Genomic DNA, 21478 nt, shown 5'->3' on the forward strand with positions numbered 1-21478 from the left:
TTGTCAGTGTGCCGGACCTTATATAGTAACGTTGTTAAATCTAATTATCACAACTTAACTGTTGCTGCATTTCAACTGATATTGCAGGTAATAACAATATGTTAGCGCAAGTTTCTGCCACCGGCGCCCCGGTTTTGGCCGAAAACGCCTGCACCTGTACCTGCTCTGGTAAATAACGAATGATCGATTGCGCTCCCTGCTGTTTAAAATAATCGATAAATAACGGTAAAGCTCCGCTGCTGCCCGTTAAACCTATAGCTTGATTATCGTCGCGCCCCAACCAGACGGTTAACAGCGTTTGTTGATCAAAACCACTGAACCAACTATCCCGATAATCACTGGAAGTTCCTGTTTTCCCTGCAAATACCGTAGTTGGCATGGCCTGAGCAAGCGCTTTGGCGGTGCCGGTCTGGCTTGCTGTAATCAGGGCATGTTGTAATAAATATGTACTCTGTACCGGATAACGGCTATAGCGCTGCCCCGGCCGGTGATACAGCCGGTGGCCATCCTGATCGGTCACCGCCTGCACGGTGGCCAGCGTTTGATAGACGCCGTCATTTGCCAGCGTTTGATACAGCTGACTCACCTCTAACGGGCTAAGTTCAATTGCCCCTAATAACGCCGCCGGATGCAGGTTTACCCTGCGTTGCAAGCCCAGTTTACGCAAGCCTTCGCTGACTGTCGGCAAGCCCAGCTGCAAACCTAACCTTACTGTTGGGACATTGAGTGATGCCGATAACGCAGTAATCAACGGCACCGGCCCACGAAAAGTCTTATCGAAGTTTTGCGGCTGCCAATCCTGATTATTGGAACGCAGACTTAATGGTTTATCATCAAGCATGGTTGCCAGCGAAAACCGGCCAGGCTGATTTAACGCTTCCAGGTAAATAACCGGTTTAATAATACTACCAATTTGGCGGCGGGCATCCAGCGCGCGGTTAAAGCCGGCAAAACCGCTTTCTTTGCCACCCACTAACGCCTGGATTTCTGCCCGCTGATAATTAACCACTAACATCGCTGCCTGCAATTGCTCATCTTTGCCGGCCAGTTGCTGGCGCACGGTCAGCTCGGCCTGATGTTGTGCTCCGGGGTCCAAAAAGGTAAAGACTTTAATGCCACTGCTCAGTAACCGTTGATCAAAATTAATCTGCCGTAATTCTTTTTTAACGGCATCCAGATAAGCCGGAAAACGGGCATTCAGGTATTGGCCGCGGGGTACTAAATGTAACGGCTGTTGTAACGCCTGCTGATATTGCTCGTTATCCAGTAAATGCTGCTCGAACATTAAACGTAACACCAGATCCCGCCGGTTGATGGCGCGTTCAGGGTAACGTCTGGGGTCGTAAAAAGACGGACCTTTTAACAAGCCAATTAACAGGGCGACTTCATCCGGGCGCAGCTCTGTTAAAGGTTTGGCAAAATAGAAACGGCTGCCCAGACCAAAGCCATGCACGGCTGTGGCATGGTTTTGCCCCAGAAATATTTCATTCAGGTAGGCTTCCAGTATATGGTCTTTACTAAAGCGGTAATCGAGGATCAACGCTATCATCGCTTCATTTACTTTGCGAAGCAGGGTTCTGTCGCTGGTCAGATACATATTTTTTGCCAGCTGCTGGGTTAGCGTAGAGCCCCCCTGTACTGTGCGCCCGGCACTGATATTAGCCCAGAGTGCCCGCAACACAGATAGTGGTGACACGCCACGGTGGTGATAAAAATCACGATCTTCTATCAGCAGTAAGCCTTCCTTCAGCAGGCTGGGTACCTGCTCTAACCGCACCAACTCCCGATCTTCCTGATGAGGTGACAGCAGATGCTCAATCAGTTGCGGTTCCAGCCGGGCAAAGTTTACTTCCTGCTGCTGGCGATAACGGATGCGGTTAATGCCACTGGCGTTAAACTCCACGCTAAATAATGTTGCAGGCTCATTGCCATCAAGGTAGGTAAAAGCCCGTCGGAAAATGGTGACATGATTGCGCGATACGCTGTACTGGCCAGGGGCAGTCATTGCAGGATTGCGCTGATACTGCAACTGCTCTAATTCTGCTTGCAACTGCAGCGACGTTAGCGCCATACCAGGATACAACTCTAAGCTACGGGCATAAATTTGTGCTGGCACCTGCCATTTCTGGCCGGTAAAGGCGCGGGTCACTTTACTATCAAGATAAATCAGGTACGTTGCCAGCACAAACAGCAGCGCCAACGCCATCTTCCCTAAGGTAAGCAGTAATTTCTGCCACCAGGGTCTGACCACAATTTTCGGCGCCCGGGCGCCTTTACTTCGGGTTGACATCGCGTAACATCGCCTTTTTGGTTTTTGTTGTTGGCTGCGCTTCGGCCGGGTTATCAGGCCAGTAATGTTTGGGGTAACGCCCTTTCATTTCTTTTTTAACATCCTGCCAGCTATTTTGCCAGAAGCTGGTTAAATCGCGGGTAACTTGTAACGGCTGGCGGCCTGGCGACAATAAGGTAATGGTCAGCGCAATGCCACCATTTAACACCACGGGTGTGGTGAGTTGACCATACATTTCCTGAACTCTGACTGAAAGCTGAGGCCCGCCAGGATGGCTGTAATCAATCTTCAGCCGGCTGCCGGTGGGCGTTTGCCAGTGGTTCGGCAATAACTGCTGCAACAGCTGCTGTTGCGGGTAACTTAATCTGGCCAGCAACATCGGTTCCAGCTGCAACTGCGCCAGTTGAGCTTTTTTGCTGACATTGCCAAGATAGGGCCCCAGCCAGCTGGCCAGCTCAGCCAGTAAACCGGCCTGACTGAAATCAGGCCAATCTGCTGCGCCTTTGGCAGTTGAATTTAGTTCGGCACTGGCTTGGTGCTGTTGCAACAACTGTACGCGGGCACACAAACTTTGCGCAGCGTCAGACCAGCTTAACTCTGCCAGGCCACGCCTGCCCAGATAGTCCAGCCAGGCTTGCTGCCGCTCGGCCGCCGTTATCACGCCTTGCACCGGCTGGCGTTGCAGCACCAGCTGGCCAAAACAGCGTTGGCGTTCGCTGCTAAAGCTGGCGGTTTTATCATGCCAGCCTGTTTTCAGCTGCCAGCTTAATTGTGGCTGCCAGTCTGTCAGCACATCATCCAGTTTAATCGCCACCGCATGGCGGATGCGGTTTTGCTGTTGCCATTGCTGAATGTCCAGCACCACCAGATAATCGCTATCCTGTAACGGGTGATCCGGCGCCAGCACCGCGCCCACGCCATTGGCCAGCAAATAGCCCTGGCCCCGCCGTTGTGCCAGCTGATCCGGAAAAGCTCTCAGTAACAACAACGGCAGCCATTGCAACGGTAACACCCGGGTACTTTCAATATGTAAACGCCGGGCGAACTGTCGCGCCTGCTGATGTTGCGCCAGCTGTGTACTGTGCGCCAGGCTTTGCAGCTGCTGCTCAATATCAGGCTGCAGGTTACGACTATCTTCCAGTAATGCGGCCAACAGGGCCGCCAGCCAACCCAGCCCCGGAACCTGAGGCTCATGCAAGGTGGCATAAAGCAGCATATTGGCTAACCGCACCGAACTGCCGGTTTGGTACAAGCGCCGGCCATAGGCTGTGATAAGACCGTTGTCGTCCAGCGCAGCAAACTGCTGTAGTAAGCGGCTGGCAACGGCAAGATGGGCCGCTGGCGGTGGCGTTAACCAATCAATATCGGCTGGCTGGCAGCCCCATATCGCAATTTCCAGGCGTAACTGGGTTAATTCCGCCAGTTCAATTTCGGCCGGTTCAAATGCGGCCCGTCGTTGCCACAACTCTGGGGTGTCCAGCCGGTAACAACGCCCTGGCGCCTGACGCCCCGCCCGCCCCGCCCGCTGTATTGCCGCAGCCTGACTAATGGCCACGGTTTCCAGCTTACTGATACCATGGCGCGGGTTAAAGCTGGCTCGCCGGCATAAGCCGGTATCAATAACCTGATTCACGCCCTCAATGGTTAAACTGGTTTCCGCCAGATTGGTGGCCAGCACTATTTTATAATGGCCGGGCGCGGGGGCGGCAATTGCAGCCTGCTGCTCGGCCAGGGTCAGCGCACCCAGTAACGAATACACTTTCAGCTGCGCAGGTAACGGCTGGCTTGCCAGATACTCGCGTGCTTTATTAATTTCTGCCTGACCCGGTAAAAACACCAGAATATTACCAGGCTGCTCGTTAAAAGCCGCCAGCGCCTGGCGGGCGGCTTGCAAGGAGGCAGGCTCAGTAGCCGGTTTAATATAGTGAATATCGACCGGATAACTGCGACCACTGCTGCTTATAACTGGCGCTTGCAAATACTTAACCAGCGCAGCAACGTCCAGCGTGGCCGACATCACCAGAATTTTCAGATCAGGCCTCAGTTGCTGCACTTCCAAACTCAGTGCCAGTGCTAAATCAGCATGCAGAGAGCGCTCATGAAATTCATCAAAAATCAGCAGGCTGACCCCGCTAAGTTCAGGGTCTTGTTGTAGTTTGCGGGTTAAAATGCCTTCGGTAACAATTAACAGCCTTGTGGCAGCTGACTGGCAACTGTCATGACGGATTTGATAACCGACACGCTGGCCTACCGGCTCATTCAGTTGCTGTGCCAGATAGCTGGCAATGGTTTTAGCTGCCAGCCGGCGTGGTTCCAGCATTATGATCTGGCCTGTTGCCAGGGCAGGCTGTTGCAGCAACTGTAATGGCAACCAGGTAGATTTGCCGGCACCGGGTGGGGCCGACAAGATCACCCGGTTCTGGCTGGTCAGGGCCTGCAACAGCTGCGGCAGCACGGCGGCTACCGGCAACTCAGGTACCACAGATGAACTTGATGCTGCTGGGTTCATGCCTGATAGCGTGTTATGTATTGTCACTTAGCTTGCAGCAGTTTCTGCCAGCAAAATAGCAGCAATACTGCGAATACCCTGGCCGGTAGCCCCGGCAGCCCAGTAGCCATTGGCCGAATTATTAAAGGCCGCCGCCAAATCAAAATGCAACCAGCCTTTGCCATCATTTGGCACAAAACGGCTTAAAAAACCGGCCGCATTACTGGCGCCGCCGGCACCACCGCCTTTTACAGGCCGGCTGTTGGCCGTGTCGGCATAAGGTGACGGACATTGTTGCTGATGCCATTTTTGCAGTGGTAATTGCCAGGTGGCTTCCTGCTCATTGGCAGCATATTGCAGAGCGCGGGTCGCCAGCGGTTGGTCGAGCGCGAACAAAGCATTGTACTCGCCGCCGACCGCTACCATCGCCGCGCCGGTCAGGGTAGCGGCATCAATAATCAGCGGCGCTTTGGTCTCGCTGGCACACATCAGACCATCAGCCAGCACCAGGCGGCCCTCAGCATCGGTGTTAACAATCTCAACCGTAGTGCCGTTTTTATAGGTAATAATATCGCCCAGTTTATAGGCGTGGCCGCTGATCAGGTTCTCGGCGCAGCACAATATCAGTTTTACCCGCTGGTTAAGGCCCTGCAATATGGCCAGGGCTAATGCCGCCGTTACCGTTGCAGCGCCGCCCATATCGCATTTCATGGTTGCCATGCCTTCGGTTGGCTTAATAGAATAGCCGCCGCTGTCAAAGGTAATCCCTTTGCCCACCAGCGCCGCTGCAACGCTCTGGCTGTTATCCTTACCGGGGTTAAAATCCAGTACCAGCAATGCCGGCGGCCGGCTGCTGCCACGCCCAACCTGATAAATGCCGTGCCAGCCGGCATTTGCCAGCTCCTCTGCGCTAATCAACTCGCTGCTTACCGTGCCCTCTGGCGCAATAGTACGAATAAAGGTTTCCGCTTGCTCGGCTAATGCCAGCGGCGATAACACTTCTGGTGTTTCATTAATCATTTTTTTGGCAAAACTAAAACACTGCGCCAGTTGCACCAGTTGTTCAGCTGCACCCTGCTCATTGTTGAATGCGACACCGTCGTGTCTTTTGGCATTGCAAAATCCCTGATAAAACGCCCATTGCAAGTCTTTGCTCCAGCCACTGCCGGCGAGCTGCAACTGGCAAATGCCCAGATTATCCAGGCTACGTCCCGCCTTTTGCATGCTGCGCAGCGGCTCATTTGCAGATAGGTGGATCTGATAACCCAGCGCGGTTGGGCTAATTAATGCATTATTGCCCCATTTTGCGGCTGCTTTCGCGGTAGCAATACTAATTTGTACTATTTCTGCTGTTGCATTAGACATGAAGGTCCCCATTTTATTAAGCTTATCAGCGGCAATGGCCAGGCCAGAAGTGTAACATAGCGCAGCGTAAGTCCACGAGCGCAAAGCGTTAGAATGGTGCCGTTACAGGCTGTTTGCCAGGATGTTAAACCTTAAATCCGGGTGCTTTTCAGCCAATGTCAGTGTCGCGGCTAAAACAGGTGACGGCCAGAGCCACAATCTGTATACTTCGCCGGCTTTTTTATTAGTGATTGCGGTAGTGGCAATATTCTGCTATCTATAGCCGCCACTTTTTTTTGCTTGGCAGTATTGTACAGGAGATGATCATGCCAGAAGGCAAGAATGTTAAGACATTAGGGTTGCTGGCACTGGCCGGTGTAACACCTTATCAGGAAGCGGTCGGGGAAGAGTATATGAACCCGAAGCAGCTCGAGCATTTTCGCAAAATTCTTGACGCCTGGCGCCAACAACTACGCGAAGAAGTTGACCGTACTAAAACGCATATGGCCGATGAAGCTGCCAATTTCCCTGATCCGGTAGACCGTGCCGCACAGGAAGAAGAGTTCAGCCTGGAATTGCGTGCGCGGGATCGCGAGCGTAAGCTTTTAAAGAAAATTGAAAAAACCTTACAGAAAATCGAAAACGATGATTTTGGATTTTGTGATACCTGCGGCATCGAAATTGGTATTAAGCGTTTGGAAGCAAGGCCAACAGCCGATCAATGTATCGACTGCAAAACCCTGTCTGAGATAAAAGAAAAGCAATTAGGCGGCTAGTTACGGCCAGCCCGGCGATGCTAACGCTTAACAGTCAGCCAACAGCTATTGCTGTTGGCCGCTTTGCTCCATCCCCTTCAGGTCCGCTGCATTTTGGTTCGCTGCTCGCTGCAGTGGGCAGTTACCTGATCACCAAACAACAAGCCGGCAGCTGGCTGCTGCGCATCGAAGATATTGACACGCCCAGAGTGCGCCCCGGCGCCGACAGTGCCATTATGCACGCGCTCGAACAACATGGTTTACTGTGGGATGGTACTGTTATTTATCAAAGCCAGCGGCTTGAGCGCTATAACGATGTCTTTACCCAGCTGCAGCAACGCGGTTTGCTATACGGCTGCAAGTGCAGCCGCAAACAAATCAGTGCCAGTGGCGGGCTGTACCCGGGTACCTGTGCTGCGTTAGAACTGACCCCAGCTAATGGTGAACTTTTAAGCTGGCGCCTGCATGCAGCCGGAGTCGCCTGTCATTTCACTGACTTGCTGCTTGGGCTGCAACATATTTCACCCGAGCTGGCCCGGGAAGATTATATACTGCGGCGCAGGGATGGCTTATTTTCGTACCAGCTGGCGGTGGTGGTAGATGATTTGGACCAGGGTATTACCGAAGTGATCCGCGGTGCCGATTTGCTCAGTATGACACCACGTCAGCAGCATTTATTTCTATTGCTTGGTGCCACAGCGCCACGATACGGCCATTTGCCGCTGGCGGTAACTGCACCTGGCCATAAACTCAGTAAACAGAACCATGCCACCGCCCTGCACAACTGGCCCGTTAGTTATACTATGGCCAGAGCGCTGGCGATATTAGGCCTGTTACTGCCACCGGACTTACAGCAAGCGCCGCCAGTGGAGCAACTCGCGTATGCGCTGCTGCACTGGCGCCCGGCGGATATTCCGGCCGCGCGGGAAGTACTAACCAGCGATTTTGGCTGATTTTGACCAGATTAATTCTTTTTTGTTGTGTGCTGCGGTATTATTAGCCGTTTTTTATAGTCAGATGCCAATACCGCCAGCCACGCTGGTTTGGGTTTAGGAGAGATATCATCATTTCGCGTGTGTTAGATTTTTGTCGCAGAACCTTAAGCGGCAAGCCTCAGGGCGACAACCAGCCAGAACCCGCTGCGGGTAAGACGTTAGCTGCCGCTGCGCCGCTGCGCAATGCCATAGCAGGTTCCATATTACCGCCGATGCAAGTCATTGGCCGCGGTCAGCATAGCGTATCCCGACGTGATATCAGCCCCAGCGCGTTAAAAGTATTGTACCGGTTAAATGATGCCGGCTATGAAGCCTATCTGGTAGGCGGCTGTATCCGCGATTTATTGCTGGGTTTAAAACCGAAAGATTTTGACGTAGTCACCAATGCTCACCCGGAGCAGGTAAAGCAGGTATTTCGTAACTGCCGGCTGATTGGCCGCCGCTTCCGGCTGGCGCATGTGGTATTTGGCCGGGAAATTATTGAAGTAGCCACCTTTCGCGGCCATCACAGTGGTGCTGACGATGAAGAAAGCATTGCACCTAAGCTGAAAACGGCCAGCTTAAGCGACCATGGCCAGATTTTACGTGACAACGTTTACGGCACTATTGAAGAAGACGCCGAGCGGCGTGACTTTACCATTAATGCCTTGTATTACTCGGTAAAAGACTTTGCCATTTACGATTTTGCCAATGGTATGCGTGACATTACCGCACGGCGGATTGAACTGATTGGCGACCCTGACGTACGGTACCGGGAAGATCCGGTGCGCATGCTCAGGGCAATTCGTTTTGCCACCAAACTGAATATGGATATTGCGCCCGATGCCTTAACGCCAATCAGCCAGCTGGCTGTACTGTTAAAAAACATCCCGGCACCGCGTTTATTCGACGAGTTGGTAAAAATGCTGCTGGCTGGTAAAGCCTTCGACAACTTTATGTTGTTACGTGATACCCGGATTTTAAAACAGCTGATGCCACAACTGGACAAGCTGTTAAAACAGGAGCCTGAGGGTAAAGCGTTTAGTCTGGTAACGCGGGCCCTGCAGGATACTGATCATCGGGTAGCTATTGATAAACCTGTTACCCCGGCCTTTATTTTCGCCGCTATGTTGTGGTACCCGGTAGAGCTGCGCAGCCAAACCCTGCTGATTGAAAGCGGCTTAAATGACATTGATGCGCTGAATATTGCCATGACGGAAGTGCTGGACGATATTCAGCGCACTATCGCCATTCCTAAACGCTTTAGTTTAACCATGCGCGACATCTGGGCACTACAATACCGGCTAACCAAGCGCGGCGGCCGCCGTGCTTTTAAAATGCTTGAGCAAACCAAATTTCGCGGCGCCTTTGATTTTCTGCAACTACGCGCAGAGGCCGAAGGCGGCAGCCTGACTGAACTGGCCAGCTGGTGGCAGCAATTTCAGTTTGCGGATGATACCGAAAAACTGGAGCTGATTAACAGCCTGGGCCGTGAAGCACACGACAGACCAAAGCGTCGCCGCAACAATTACAAACGAAAACGCAGCAGCACGCCGGATGTCTGAGCAACAGTCTGGGCAGCTGGCAGCGCATGACGTCTATCTGGGTTTAGGCGCTAACCTGGCCAAGCCGATAGCGCAAATACAACATGCCATTACCGCGTTACAGCAGTTACCCCAAAGCACGCTGCTGGCCGTGTCCAGCTTGTATGGCTCTAAACCAATGGGCCCGCAAGACCAGCCAGACTACGTTAATGCAGTAGCTAAAATCAGCACCCGGCTTGCCCCTTTGGCATTATTGGATGCGCTGCAGCAAATTGAGCTGCAACAGGGGCGGCAACGTAAAGCCGAACGCTGGGGGCCGCGCTCGCTGGATCTGGATATTTTATTGTATGCCAGCCAAACTATGGTCTCTGAGCGTTTAACCATACCGCATTATGGCTTAGCCCAGCGCGAGTTTGTCTTGTATCCGCTGGCCGAAATTGCGCCCAGGTTACAACTACCCTGTGGCACCCCGCTGCAGGCTTTGCTAAGCCAGGTACCGTTAAATGGCCTGCAGAAACTTAGCGAAACTTGCAGCGAGCAACTTGCAGCTGCAGGAACTTTGTGCGATCTTGCGCACCCGGAATAAATGGTCGGACGAGAACCTTATGGCTAAGATCACCACTGCCGTGTTACAGAAAATGAAGCAGCAGGCAGATAAAATCACCATGCTGACAGCCTACGATGCCAGCTTTGCCAAACTCTTTGCCGAGCAAGGCGTAGATGTGCTGTTAATTGGCGACTCACTGGGCATGGTACTGCAAGGCCATAGCGATACGCTGCCGGTTACCGTGGCCGATATTACTTACCACACCAAAAGTGTGCGGGCCGGTGCGCCTGACGCCTTTGTGATTGCCGACTTACCCTTTATGAGTTACGCCACTCCTGAGCAGGCGATGCAAAGTGTTACGCCGCTAATGCAGGCAGGTGCCAATATGGTGAAGTTAGAAGGCGGTGACTTTTTGCTGCCTACCATTCAAGCCTTAACCGAGCGCGGTGTGCCAGTGTGTGGCCATCTGGGATTAACCCCGCAGTCGGTACATATTTTTGGTGGTTATAAAGTACAGGGCAAAACCGATGCAGCCGCTGACGCAATGCTGGCGCAAGCCAAAGCACTGCAAGACGCCGGTGCCCAGCTACTGGTGCTGGAATGCATTCCCACGCCTTTGGCCAGGCGGATCACCGAAGCCCTGCGCATTCCGGTTATTGGCATTGGTGCCGGCAATGTCACCGACGGCCAGGTGCTGGTGATGCACGATTTACTGGGCATCAGCAGTGGCTATATTCCGAAATTCTCGAAAAACTACCTGGCACAAACCGGCGAGATTAGAAGCGCTATTGCTGCCTATGTCAGCGAAGTCAAAAGCCAGGTGTTCCCCGGTACCGAGCACAGCTTTAACTAAATGAATATTATTGCCAATATTGACGCGCTTCGGGCGCAGATCGCCAACTGGCGCCGCGCGGGTCAAACCATTGCCTTTGTGCCAACCATGGGCAACCTGCATCAGGGCCATTTGCAACTGGTTGATATAGCAAAAAGCCGGGCCGATAAAGTGCTTGTCAGCATCTTTGTTAACCCGATGCAGTTTGGCCAGAATGAAGACTTGGCCAATTACCCACGCACACTGGATGCCGATGTCGCCGCTTTAACACAGCACCAGGCAGATGCTGTTTTCACCCCCACCCCACAGCTGATGTACCCACGCGGCCTCGAGGTGCAAACCTTTGTTGAAGTGCCGCAACTGGGCGATTTGCATTGCGGTGCCAACCGCCCGGGACACTTTCGTGGTGTATCTACTATTGTCTGTAAGCTGTTTAATCTGGTGCAGCCTGATATTGCCTGCTTTGGTAAAAAGGATTTTCAGCAACTGGCCATTATCCGCCAGATGGTGCTTGATTTATCACTGCCCATACAGATTATTGGCGTGGCCACCGAGCGCGCCAGTGATGGCCTGGCACTGAGTTCGCGTAATGGCTACTTAACTGCTGCAGAGCGGGTTAAAGCGCCGGCACTGTTTCAGATACTGCAGCAGCTTAAAGCCGCTATTGCCGCGGGTAACCATGATTACCGGGCGCTGGAGCAGCAAGCCAAAGCGCAGCTCACAGCAGCAGGTTTTGTGCCGGATTACGTCAATATCAGCAACCAGCACAGCCTGGCGCTGGCTGTTGAGGCAGCCGAGCCCAAAGTGGTGCTGGCTGCCGCCAGGCTAGGCACTACCCGGCTGATTGATAACCTGGAACTGTAAATCATGCGCTATACCCAGGTATACCTGGGGTGTCCGATGTGGGCTAACAGCCGCTGGAAAGGCAGCTTATTTGCCGATAATCTTAGCAATAACGAGTTTTTAGCCGGTTACAGCCAGTATTTTAACAGTGTAGAAGGTAACACCAGCTTTTATGCTGACCCCTCCGCAAGCCAGCTGGCACGCTGGGCAGCGCAACTATCAGAGCATTTCAGGTTTGTGTTTAAAGTCCCCCGCCGCTTTAGCCATGCCTTAAACGAGCTTGATCACAACGCGCTGTTGGCCTGGTGGCAACACTTTGCGCCAGTGCACCCTTTTATTGGTTTAATTCATTTACAGCTGCCGGCCAGTGCAGGCCCGCCTGTACTCAGGCAATTAATCTCGGTGTTGGAACTATTAAGCAATGCCGTGCCATTGGCGGTTGAAGTACGGCACCTGGCCTTTTTTGATAAAGCAGAACATGAGCTGGCATTAAACCGCTTATTGCAGCAATACAATGCCGAGCGGGTGGTGCTGGACAGCAGGGCTTTGTTTTCAGTGGCGGCAACCAGTCCGGCTTTGCTGGATGCTCAGGGCAAAAAACCACGCTTACCAGTGCATGCCATCAGCCTGAGCTCAACGCCAATGCTGCGTTTTATTGGCACCGATGATTTAGCACTGAACAGGCAATTCTATGCGCCCTGGCTAAGTAAAATTCGCAGCTGGCTGAGTGAGGGTAAAACCCCCTACTGCTTTTTCCACACCCCGGATAACACCCTGGCCCCAGAGCTATGCCGCCAGTTTGCCAAAGATTTGCAACTGCCCCACCCCATACTCGAGCCCTGGCCAGGCGAACAGCAAGCGCAACTGGGTTTGTGGTAACCTTACCGCACTCAGCTCTGTTCAGATATTGCAAGGTATCAATGCCCTGGTGATGATATTCAACAACAGGCATCATGGTTTCATCAGCCGGTCATAACTGCAACTAACACTCCCAGCAAAACGACAGGCACGATAAAGAGTAAGATCGCCAGCATAACATTCCCTAACGCTCTCCAGGCTGAAAAGCCCTGAACCTGGCCAACGCATTTAATTATCAGAATCACGCCCCAAATAGCGAGCAGCAACTCCAGAAATATCAGAATAAAGTACGGAACGAGGTTATCAGTAATGCGTTGTGTGTCAGAACTGAACATTGCATTACCATAAAGTGCCAGTAGAGGAACCCACAATAGTAACGTACATAAAATTGGAATTGCCCCCCACGCCATTGCAGCTCTGAGATGTTCAGATGTCGCTTGGCCGCCAATCCAACGGCCGGAGATTTTCAAAAGCCAGCTAAACAGAAAGATACTGATCAGTCCGCCAGCCATACCCCCAAGTAATGCCCCAAACATGATCAAATGCAGATATTCAGTTTGCTGCTGATAGCCAAGGCTTTCGTACAAGGCTTTTGCTGTTTTATTGTCTGGTGATATTTCCAGCGCTATACCATTGGCACAGGTTTCAACGGCCATGTGCTGTATTTTTATGCAGCAAACTTTTTGGTAACCCGGGCAACCCGCTGTCCCAGGTAGTTAGCTGTAATTAAATCGATTTCGTTTAACCGGCCGTCCTTCGCATGTGCAATAAGGCCAGATTGTGCACCTAGCCTGTTGCGATTCTCTGGATCACAGTTGCCAGGAATATCTAAACTTGTCCATAGCATGCCGTGCTGATTTGCAAACACTTGCAGGTATTGAATGGTGTTTAGTTGATCACCACTAACACTAGAACCAATAGTAAAACCAGCAGCGATTTTATCCGTCCAGGCTTTTTCAGCCCACAGCTCGCCAGTGGCATCGGCGAAGGCTTTAAATTGCGCCGAAACACAGCCCATAAACGTCGGTGAACCAAAAATTATGGCGTCAGCTTCTTGTAACTTTGCCAATAGCGCTGAGTTTATAAAACGGCCTTCAACAATATCAGCACCATAAATTGCAGCGGTAACAACGGCGACACCTTGAATGGAGGCGGCCCCTGCAGCAACGGCCTGGGCTAATTGTTTGGTTGTACCGGAGGCCGAATGAAAAACCACTGCGACTGTTACCACTTAACTATCCTAAGAAATTTAACGCCTGAGACTGCTCATTGCAGTGGTTTTTCAGGTTTCAGCTCAACTAACCAAAGGGTGACAACAATGAGCACTAGCCAGAGAATGAGCAAAGAAGCCGGAGTATTCCAGTTAGCCTGGCGTCCGGCACATTATCATCATAAAGATAGCTGATGTAAATCGCTGATCTTGTTTCATATTTTTATACGTCCTGAAATAAACTTCATTATGCCGCCAAATGCCAGACCAGCAACCAGCCAAATTGCGACCTGCGTTAAAATCATTTTTAGCGAGGCATCCTGGCTGATTATTTGCGGTAAAGACATAAAACAAAACATCAGCGAACCAAAAGTCAGGCCCATTTTTATTGCAGACATATCTTTTGCTTTAATAAGCTCACTGTCTTTATTCTCAAGCTGTTTGTTCTTTTTATAGCTTTTCCACTTTGCTTTAAGTGGCTTTCGAAACCACCCCCAGATAGGAAACGTCACCGCTAACAAAAGCAAACTGGTGAAATTCCAGAGACAAGGGATCACTTCGTCACACTGCGGGCACAAATAGCCAAACCAATTTTTAAAAGCACCCTTCTTTCCCCAGAGCCTCGCATCATGAATGGTATGGCAGTGCGGACATGGCACGTACTGCTTTTCAATCAGCGGCGCATCACTGGTTTTATCTATCAGGGTAATTTTTGGTATCCGTTGCCCTAAAACCAATTCATTAAATGCTAAGCCGGGGTTAATGACCCAGTGCAACAACAAAGGGTTAGGTAGCTTCCATACTTTGTATTTGTTCTGATCAAAATCCATATTTTACTAACACTCCAGACATAAAAGACCTCATAAATGAATGCTCATATACCCCAATCTAAGTTGAAGTCAGCCTTCCCAGCGTTACCGTATTTCTGCCGGCCTGCTTGCTGGCGTACAAGGCTTCGTCAGCAATTTTAAACACTGCAGTATGGCTATGCTGCGATGGTACAACGTGCACTAAACCAATACTAATAGTAAGCTCCACTTTTGCATCATCAATATACGTTAATTGCTCAGCCACCTGCTGGCATAACCGCTGACTGATTCTTAAGGCAGTTTGTTCGTCCAAATCAATTAACAATGCGGCATATTCTTCACCACCAATCCTGCCAATAATATCATTGCTGCGCAATTGTTTTGATAGCAGCTTCGCAACTGCAGCAATGGCCCGGTCGCCCACTGCATGGCCAAAGGTGTCGTTAACACTCTTAAAAAAATCGATATCAATCATCATAAGCACCGCAGGAACCGACGGATGCAGCTGCCAGTAACGCTCAACCTGATTAAAAAAGTGTTCCCGGTTGGCTAGCCGGGTTAAGCCATCACGTTGTGATTTAAGAGTAAGTTTACGTTCAAGTTTTAAAAAACTTAACCACGGCAACAACAAAGCGGTAAAAGTGGTCAGCAAAATATGGCTAAGCAGTGTGTACACCGAGGTTTCAGGTAAGCCATGGTGATTAAGCTGCTGCCAGTTAACAATAACTAATGCGGCTTGCACAAACATGACCAGCGCATGCAGCAGAAAAACCGTTTGCAGGGTTCTGGTAAAAGCCGGGTCGGTGATAATAGATTGCTGCAGCAAAGCGGCACACAGGAAAATGACCATAGTCTAAAGCACCTGTCTTTTGGCTTCCGAAGATAAAGCAGATACAAGTACGCAGCCACAATAAAGTTAATTACCAGCGCGAGCAGAATAACAGTGGGTAAATGCATGAGTTCCTCAAGCCAGGTTCTGCGGTATAACCTAACGCAAAATTATACTTAAAGGTACAACTTTGCACACTTATCGGCGCATTAATGTCAAACCCTACCAGGCATTAATTGACAGTAGCGCTGAAAGATATTTGGCAATGCTCCGGTCTTTGAACCGTATGCAGCTTAAGCGCATATAACTTCAGTTAAAGATAAATAAGCAATGAGTATTTTAATATGAAAGCATTATATCTGGTGCTATTACTGGCCCCAGCCTTTGGTTTTAGCGCCGACGCCCCGCCCAAGGTCTCAGCGCAGCAGTTTGTCGACCTGCAACAAGGCAACAGCGCTTTCCCGGGGTTTCGCCGGGCGCATGCCAAAGGTATTTGTGTCAGTGGTGAGTTTCGCGCTAATGGCCAACTAGCCAATTATTCGCGGGCCAGCCTTTTTAAACCAGGCAGCACGCCCTTTATCGGCCGCTTATCCATTGCCGGCAATAACCCAACAGCACCCGATTTAAAAGCGCCCGTGCGCAGCCTGGCACTCAGTTTTACCAGCAGCAGAACCGAGCAATGGCGGTTAGCAATGAATACACCACCGGTAATGGCCGTAGCTGATCCGCATACTTTTTATCAGCAAATACAGGCCATTCAGGCCGGGCCTGCAGCAGTAAAGCAGTTTTTTGCTACACACCCGCAAAGTAGCGAGTTCTTAGCCTGGGCCGCACAATACCAGCCATCAGGTAGCTTCGCGGCTGAAACTTATCACAGTATTAATGCATTTTATCTGGTTAACGCTAACGGCCAACAGCAAGCCGTGCGTTGGGCGATGCAACCGACGGTCGCGGTCGCTGCTACTGATTTGACAGATGCTGATGCGCTGCAACAGGAAATAACGACCAGAATAGCCGCTGATCAAGTGGTGTTTGATTGGGTATTTACCCTGGCAGATGCCACAGATGATGAAAATAACTCAAGCAAAGCGTGGCCAGCTGGCCGCCAGCAAATTAACGCAGGCCAGATAGTACTTAACGGCAGTAGCGCGCAGCTGGCAGGCGACTGCCATGCTATTAATTTTGATCCGCTGGTGTTGCCTACTGGCATTAAAGCAACTGCAGATCCCATTCTGCGGGCGCGCTCTGCGGCTTACGCCGAGTCATATCGGCGCCGGGCAAAAGAGCAATTGCAGGGTGCATTGGAGGGCAGCAATAATGACTAACTCAGATCGTTTTTCACTTTCTATGCGGCTATTGCACTGGGGTATGGCGGCGCTGGTTATTTCCATGCTGGCCGCAGGCCTGTTAATGATCAAATCACTTGAACCCTGGCAACTGACTATCATGACTATCCACAAGGCATCTGGGGTGCTGGCTTTTGTGCTGGTTGCAGTGCGGCTGATTAACCGCTTACGCCATCAACTGCCCGCCTTACCGAATGAGTTATCCCACTGGCAAACAACAGTGGCCAAGGCGTCACATTGGCTGCTGTATGGCTTACTGTTTGCCATGCCGGTTTCCGGCTATTTAATGCAGTATTTTGCTGGCCGGCCAATAGAGGTGTTCGGCTGGTTTCGGCTACCCGCCGCGTTGCAGGTTGATATCCAGAATTATGCACTGTTTCGTGAGTTGCACGGCTGGCTGGCCTTTGCTCTTATTGGCCTGATTGCGTTACACATTGGCGCGGCATTGCATCATCATTTTATTCGCAAAGATAATGTCTTAAAAAGTATGCTGTAGGCGTTTATATTACCCGGCACTCAGCGGCCAGAACAGTGGCATTAAAGCCATCGTTATTACAAATAGCAATAAGCTTAATGGCCCGCCTACTTTTAAATAGTCGACAAAGCGATAGCCGCCAGGGCCCATTACCAGGGTATTGGCGGCGTGCGATACCGGGCTGGCCAGGCTGGTGGCGGCCACCGCCACTACCATCATGGCGCTTTGGCCGTTAATCCCCAGCGCACTACTTAGCATCAGGCCAATCGGCGCCATAATCAGCACCAGCGCTACGGTAGGCACTACCAGAGTACCAAGGGCGGTTACCAGATATAAGCCCGCCAGCACGGCCAGGGGCCCGTATTGACCCAAGCCGGCCAGTACTCCCTCAGCCAGCCAGGCGGCGGTGCCAGAATGTTGCATCGCCAGCCCCAGCGGCAACATGCCGGCGATCAGGAAAATAGAGCGCCAGTCGATGGCGGCATAGGCCTGCTCCATGCTTAAACAGCGACTGGCCACCATTAGCGTTGCAGCCAGAATCGCCGCCAGATAAATCGGTAGTAACCCGGCTACTGTCAGTAACACCATTAAGCCCATTAAGCCGGCAGCCAGCGGCGCCTTGCTGGCATTAATGGGTTTAACCTGTACCGGGTTCATCACGATTAAATGCTCGCTGTCGGTGAGCTGCGCCAGACGCGAGCGCGGGCCAACAATCAGCAATGCATCACCGGCCTGCAATAGCATGCTACCGAGCGCCGAGCGATACGAACGTCCCTCGCGCCAGATGGCGGCCACTTCCACTTTGTAGCGTTTATCCAGTTGCAGCGCGTTAACACTCTGGCCAATATATTTGCTGCGCGGGTGCAAGGTGGCTTCCACCAACTCCAGCTTGCCTTTAGCCAGTAAATCCAGATAGGGCGACATGTCGTCCAGCCGCTCCAGCTCTTTAAAGCCGCGCAGGATGTCCAAGTCTTCTTCCCGGCCCTGAATTAGCAGTAAATCGCCCGCTTGCAGTTTGTCATCAGAGTGAAATTGTTGAATAATTTCGCCGTGGCGAAATAAGCCCAGCAAACGAAAGTCAAAGGCATCACCCAGCCGGTTATCCGCAAAAGTACTATCGACCAAGGGGCTATCGGCGGGTAAGCCCAGTACAAACAGCCGCTCCTCCAACTTATATTGGCGTTTTACATCGTCGGCGCTTAACGGTACCACTGCGCTGAAGGCTTCCTGCTTTTGGGTGGCATCCAGTGCGCTGCGACTGCCCTGCACCAGAATTTTATCACCGCCGGCCAACGACAAATCGGCCAGGCGGGTGCGTAAAGTCAGGCCCGGCCGTTTAACCGCTAACACATTTAGCTGGTAGTGCTCCCGAAAACGATGATGCTCCAATACTTCGCCAGCCAATGGGCCGTCGGCAGCCACTTCTAATTCTGCCAGACCACTGGCAGCCAGCAGTTTCTCATGCAGCATTGGCGCTTCGCGTTCTATGGTTAATGAGTTCCAGCTGCGTAGCCGTTCAAAGCGGTTAAATTTACCCTGCGCCAGCACAATATCACCGGCTTTAAGTACCGTATGCCGCGATGGCAGGGTAAAGGTTTCCTTACCGCGGGTTAGTGCTATCACCATCAGACCAACGGTGTTAATCAGCCCCGATTCTTCCAGAGTACGACCGGCCAGTAACGAAGATTTGGGTAAACGCAGCGCAAAAATCCGCTCTTGCAAACCGTACTGATCGCTGAGGTTGCGGCTACCCGCCATGCCGGCACGGCCAGGATCGGTGGCGGGCAACAAATGACGGCCAATAAAGGCGACAAATAAGGTGCCGGCCAGCAAAATGGGCAGGCCAATCAGCGCAAAATCAAATAAGTTAAAACCCGGCTGGTTATTATTTTCCAGGGCAATACTGACCAGTAAATTGGGCGGCGTACCGATTAAGGTTAGTAAACCACCTAGCATGGCGCCAAAAGCCATCGGCATCAGCACCTTGGCTGGCGAAATACCGCAGCGCCGCGCCGCTTCCACCGTAACGGGCAACAGTAACGCCACTACACCAATATTACTCATAAAGGCCGACAGCAAACCCGATACCAGCATAATAACGATAATCATCTGGGTTTCACTGCTGCCTGATAGCCGGATCACCCGCCGGCCAATACTGTCGGCAATACCGGCCCGGGTTAAACCTTCACTCATGATAAACATGGCCCAGACAGTAATAACCGCCGGGTTGCTAAAGCCACTGACCGCCTCGGCCGGCGATACCAACCCTAACATAGCCAACGCACACAGCATCAGTAAGGCTACCACGTCCATGCGCAGCCACTCTGTAACAAACAACACCAGGGCTGCCAACAGCAAGAGGAGTACCAGGGCAATATCCAGCGTCATAGCGGCCAGAACACTATCAGTAGCGGTAAGGCGACCACTATTACCAGAATTTCCAGCGGCAAACCCAGGCGCCAGTAATCACTGAATTTAAAGCCACCAGGGCCGAGGATCAAGGTATTGTTCTGGTGCCCTATTGGCGTTAAAAACGCACAGGAAGCACCTATTGCCACTGCCATTAAAAACGAATCGCCATTAACACCCAATGCCAAAGCAGCACCTATGGCAATGGGGCACATTACAGCCGCTGTAGCCGCGTTATTCATCAGATCAGATAAAAACATAGTGACTATTAATATCATAGCCAACGCCACTATAGCATTGCCCTGTGCAACATATTCCATAAGTAGCGTGGCGATTAACGCTGCGGTACCGGTAGATTCCATAGCACCGGCTACCGGAATAAGCGCAGCCAAAAGTACAATAATTGGCCAGTCTATAACGTTATAAACTGTCCTTGGCGGAACTGTTTTTAGTGCCATAGAGGCCAACACGCCTACGGCAAAGGATACCGCTGCAGGTAACAAACCAAAGGCCGCACCGGCTACCGCAAGTAACATAATGAGCGCAGCAAAAAACGCCAGCTTCTTATCGGGTATTTTCAACTCCCTCTTTGCAAGTGGCACACAACCATAATCACTGGCAAATTCCAGCAAACTCTCGTTAGTACCCTGCAATAACAACAAGTCGCCGGCTTGCATTCTGAAATTTCGTAACCGCGATTTAGAGCGACTGCCAGCGCGGGATATGGCCAGCAAATTTAAACTATAGCGAGTGCGAAGCAAGATATTGGTGGCAGAACGGCCTTGCAAACTTGATTCGGGCCGTACTACCAACTCCATTAAAATCACTTCTTCATTATTTAGTCCTTTATCTTCTTTTTTGGCAGCCTCATCAGGTTTACTCTCTGCTTTTACATCTGCTTTAACCGTTTTACCCTGCTTATCCTCTGTGGTCGATGCCAGCGTTACCGAAGGGTCAGCTTTGGTCTGTAAGTGAACGCTTGTATTGTTTTTTACATTATCATCTACAACTGGTTCATCCATTATAGGTTTTGCTACCGGTACTGACTCTTCTAACTCCAGCCCCAGAGTAGCTAAAACAGTGCCCAGAGAATCGACTTCCGCCTCCAGCACTAAAATATCGCCCGCCCGGATCACCCTGCCGCCACTAGGCGCGTTAATTTTTACATCATTTCTGATTAAACCTACAATTTGCGCGCCGCTATCATCAAGCTCATTTTCAATGTCATACAAGCGCTTATCGGCTATTTTACTCTTCTCGGTGACCCGCGCTTCTGTAAGATAGGCGCCGGTTTCAAAACCTTCATTCCCCGCCTGTTTACGCGCCGGCACCAAACGCCAGGCCAGCACCACAAACACGCAACCTAACAGCGCCACCGCAAAACCCACTGGCGTAAAATCAAACATACCAAAACCAGCCGAGCCTTGCTGTGCCCGGAAGCCTGATACAATTAAATTAGGCGGCGTACCAATCATGGTGGTCATACCGCCCAGAATGGTGCCAAAAGCCAACGGCATCAACACACGACCTGGCGGGAGCTCTAATCGATTAGCGATTTGTAATGCCACCGGCATCAGTAACGCCATAGCCCCTACATTGTTCATAAAGCCAGATAACAAGGCGCCAACACCTATTAATACGCCCATACTTACTAAGGGGCCAGCATCTTTGGGCATGGCATGCCTTGTCAGCACATCTACCGCCCCGGAGCTTTGTAAACCCGCGCTTAACACCAATACACAGGCAACAGTAATTACCGCCGGATGACCAAAACCATTAAACGCAATGGCGGGGTCAATCACACCGCTAAGCACACACGCCAGCAATGCAGCAAGGGCGATCATGTCATGGCGCCAGCGGCCCCACAAAAACATGCCTATGGTTACCAGCAGGATCAAGATAATGATGCTTTGTTGCATGGTCAT

Annotated in this window: 18 protein-coding genes; 9 read left to right on the forward strand and 9 right to left on the reverse strand. The window is 51.4% G+C overall.

The window, feature by feature from the left end; all coding sequences use genetic code 11:
- Positions 1–40 precede the first annotated feature (40 nt).
- The 3 genes from mrcB to pepB are packed head-to-tail and all read right to left on the reverse strand — an operon-like array spanning position 41 to position 6143.
- Entirely contained in the window at positions 41–2290 is a 2250-nt protein-coding gene (gene mrcB / locus WG68_RS15480) for a penicillin-binding protein 1B (RefSeq protein WP_046558632.1), read from the reverse strand.
- Positions 2274–4826, reverse strand: a complete 2553-nt coding sequence (gene hrpB / locus WG68_RS15485; RefSeq protein ID WP_235357755.1) for an ATP-dependent helicase HrpB — start codon at positions 4824–4826, stop codon at positions 2274–2276. The genes mrcB and hrpB overlap by 17 nt, the downstream gene beginning before the upstream one ends.
- The gene (gene pepB / locus WG68_RS15490; RefSeq protein WP_046558634.1) at positions 4827–6143 is read right to left on the reverse strand and encodes an aminopeptidase PepB; all 1317 of its coding nucleotides are present in this window, start codon (positions 6141–6143) and stop codon (positions 4827–4829) included.
- Positions 6144–6448: 305 nt separating this feature from the next.
- Here pepB and dksA point away from each other — a divergent pair, with 305 nt between their 5' ends.
- The 7 genes from dksA to WG68_RS15525 all read left to right on the forward strand — a co-directional run bounded on the left by dksA (position 6449) and on the right by WG68_RS15525 (position 12496).
- On the forward strand, positions 6449–6898 hold the full coding sequence (gene dksA, locus WG68_RS15495; protein ID WP_046558635.1) for an RNA polymerase-binding protein DksA: 450 nt from the start codon (positions 6449–6451) through the stop codon (positions 6896–6898).
- Positions 6899–6915: 17 nt separating this feature from the next.
- Positions 6916–7830 (forward strand): tRNA glutamyl-Q(34) synthetase GluQRS, encoded by a 915-nt coding sequence (gluQRS, locus tag WG68_RS15500; RefSeq protein WP_046558636.1) that lies wholly within the window; start codon positions 6916–6918, stop codon positions 7828–7830.
- Positions 7831–7952: 122 nt separating this feature from the next.
- On the forward strand, positions 7953–9416 hold the full coding sequence (gene pcnB / locus WG68_RS15505) for a polynucleotide adenylyltransferase PcnB (protein WP_046558637.1): 1464 nt from the start codon (positions 7953–7955) through the stop codon (positions 9414–9416).
- Complete coding sequence (folK, locus tag WG68_RS15510) at positions 9409–9981, forward strand: 2-amino-4-hydroxy-6-hydroxymethyldihydropteridine diphosphokinase (protein ID WP_046558638.1); 573 nt, start codon at positions 9409–9411, stop codon at positions 9979–9981. Before pcnB ends, folK begins: the two co-directional genes overlap by 8 nt.
- A gap of 19 nt (positions 9982–10000) precedes the next feature.
- Positions 10001–10795: a 3-methyl-2-oxobutanoate hydroxymethyltransferase gene (panB, locus tag WG68_RS15515; RefSeq protein WP_046558639.1), complete on the forward strand. Its 795-nt coding sequence runs from the start codon at positions 10001–10003 to the stop codon at positions 10793–10795.
- Complete coding sequence (gene panC / locus WG68_RS15520) at positions 10796–11638, forward strand: pantoate--beta-alanine ligase (protein ID WP_046558640.1); 843 nt, start codon at positions 10796–10798, stop codon at positions 11636–11638.
- A gap of 3 nt (positions 11639–11641) precedes the next feature.
- Complete coding sequence (locus WG68_RS15525; protein ID WP_046558641.1) at positions 11642–12496, forward strand: DUF72 domain-containing protein; 855 nt, start codon at positions 11642–11644, stop codon at positions 12494–12496.
- An 83-nt stretch (positions 12497–12579) separates the two neighbouring features.
- On the opposite strand, the gene WG68_RS15530 is transcribed toward WG68_RS15525, so the two are convergent.
- The 4 genes from WG68_RS15530 to WG68_RS15545 all read right to left on the reverse strand — a co-directional run bounded on the left by WG68_RS15530 (position 12580) and on the right by WG68_RS15545 (position 15344).
- Positions 12580–13131, reverse strand: a complete 552-nt coding sequence (locus tag WG68_RS15530; RefSeq protein ID WP_046558642.1) for a YIP1 family protein — start codon at positions 13129–13131, stop codon at positions 12580–12582.
- A gap of 11 nt (positions 13132–13142) precedes the next feature.
- Positions 13143–13706, reverse strand: coding sequence for a flavodoxin family protein (locus WG68_RS15535; RefSeq protein WP_046558643.1), 564 nt, complete (start codon positions 13704–13706; stop codon positions 13143–13145).
- A 194-nt stretch (positions 13707–13900) separates the two neighbouring features.
- Positions 13901–14515 carry a hypothetical protein gene (locus tag WG68_RS15540; protein WP_046558644.1) on the reverse strand — a complete coding sequence of 205 codons (615 nt, stop codon included), beginning with the start codon at positions 14513–14515 and terminating at the stop codon, positions 13901–13903.
- A 58-nt stretch (positions 14516–14573) separates the two neighbouring features.
- The gene (locus tag WG68_RS15545; protein WP_052749130.1) at positions 14574–15344 is read right to left on the reverse strand and encodes a GGDEF domain-containing protein; all 771 of its coding nucleotides are present in this window, start codon (positions 15342–15344) and stop codon (positions 14574–14576) included.
- A gap of 323 nt (positions 15345–15667) precedes the next feature.
- Here WG68_RS15545 and WG68_RS15550 point away from each other — a divergent pair, with 323 nt between their 5' ends.
- Positions 15668–16648 carry a catalase family peroxidase gene (locus WG68_RS15550; RefSeq protein ID WP_046558645.1) on the forward strand — a complete coding sequence of 327 codons (981 nt, stop codon included), beginning with the start codon at positions 15668–15670 and terminating at the stop codon, positions 16646–16648.
- Entirely contained in the window at positions 16641–17165 is a 525-nt protein-coding gene (locus WG68_RS15555) for a cytochrome b (protein WP_046558646.1), read from the forward strand. Before WG68_RS15550 ends, WG68_RS15555 begins: the two co-directional genes overlap by 8 nt.
- A gap of 9 nt (positions 17166–17174) precedes the next feature.
- Here WG68_RS15555 and WG68_RS15560 read toward each other — a convergent pair whose 3' ends face one another.
- Together WG68_RS15560 and WG68_RS15565 are read right to left on the reverse strand one after the other, a co-directional pair.
- The gene (locus tag WG68_RS15560; protein WP_046558647.1) at positions 17175–19532 is read right to left on the reverse strand and encodes an SLC13 family permease; all 2358 of its coding nucleotides are present in this window, start codon (positions 19530–19532) and stop codon (positions 17175–17177) included.
- On the reverse strand, positions 19529–21478 hold the full coding sequence (locus WG68_RS15565; protein ID WP_046558648.1) for an SLC13 family permease: 1950 nt from the start codon (positions 21476–21478) through the stop codon (positions 19529–19531). Before WG68_RS15565 ends, WG68_RS15560 begins: the two co-directional genes overlap by 4 nt.

Source organism: Arsukibacterium ikkense (assembly GCF_000987775.1).
Lineage (GTDB): Bacteria > Pseudomonadota > Gammaproteobacteria > Enterobacterales > Alteromonadaceae > Alishewanella > Alishewanella ikkense.

Excerpts from the sequence above, each read along its gene's own strand:
- mrcB (WP_046558632.1), bottom strand. The coding sequence starts at position 2,290 with ATGTCAACCCGAAGTAAAGGCGCCCGGGCGCCGAAAATTGTGGTCAGA.
- pepB (WP_046558634.1), bottom strand. The coding sequence starts at position 6,143 with ATGTCTAATGCAACAGCAGAAATAGTACAAATTAGTATTGCTACCGCG.
- dksA (WP_046558635.1), top strand. The coding sequence starts at position 6,449 with ATGCCAGAAGGCAAGAATGTTAAGACATTAGGGTTGCTGGCACTGGCC.
- gluQRS (WP_046558636.1), top strand. The coding sequence starts at position 6,916 with ATGCTAACGCTTAACAGTCAGCCAACAGCTATTGCTGTTGGCCGCTTT.
- folK (WP_046558638.1), top strand. The coding sequence starts at position 9,409 with ATGTCTGAGCAACAGTCTGGGCAGCTGGCAGCGCATGACGTCTATCTG.
- panB (WP_046558639.1), top strand. The coding sequence starts at position 10,001 with ATGGCTAAGATCACCACTGCCGTGTTACAGAAAATGAAGCAGCAGGCA.
- panC (WP_046558640.1), top strand. The coding sequence starts at position 10,796 with ATGAATATTATTGCCAATATTGACGCGCTTCGGGCGCAGATCGCCAAC.
- WG68_RS15525 (WP_046558641.1), top strand. The coding sequence starts at position 11,642 with ATGCGCTATACCCAGGTATACCTGGGGTGTCCGATGTGGGCTAACAGC.
- WG68_RS15530 (WP_046558642.1), bottom strand. The coding sequence starts at position 13,131 with ATGGCCGTTGAAACCTGTGCCAATGGTATAGCGCTGGAAATATCACCA.
- WG68_RS15540 (WP_046558644.1), bottom strand. The coding sequence starts at position 14,515 with ATGGATTTTGATCAGAACAAATACAAAGTATGGAAGCTACCTAACCCT.
- WG68_RS15545 (WP_052749130.1), bottom strand. The coding sequence starts at position 15,344 with ATGGTCATTTTCCTGTGTGCCGCTTTGCTGCAGCAATCTATTATCACC.
- WG68_RS15550 (WP_046558645.1), top strand. The coding sequence starts at position 15,668 with ATGAAAGCATTATATCTGGTGCTATTACTGGCCCCAGCCTTTGGTTTT.
- WG68_RS15555 (WP_046558646.1), top strand. The coding sequence starts at position 16,641 with ATGACTAACTCAGATCGTTTTTCACTTTCTATGCGGCTATTGCACTGG.
- WG68_RS15560 (WP_046558647.1), bottom strand. The coding sequence starts at position 19,532 with ATGACGCTGGATATTGCCCTGGTACTCCTCTTGCTGTTGGCAGCCCTG.
- WG68_RS15565 (WP_046558648.1), bottom strand. The coding sequence starts at position 21,478 with ATGACCATGCAACAAAGCATCATTATCTTGATCCTGCTGGTAACCATA.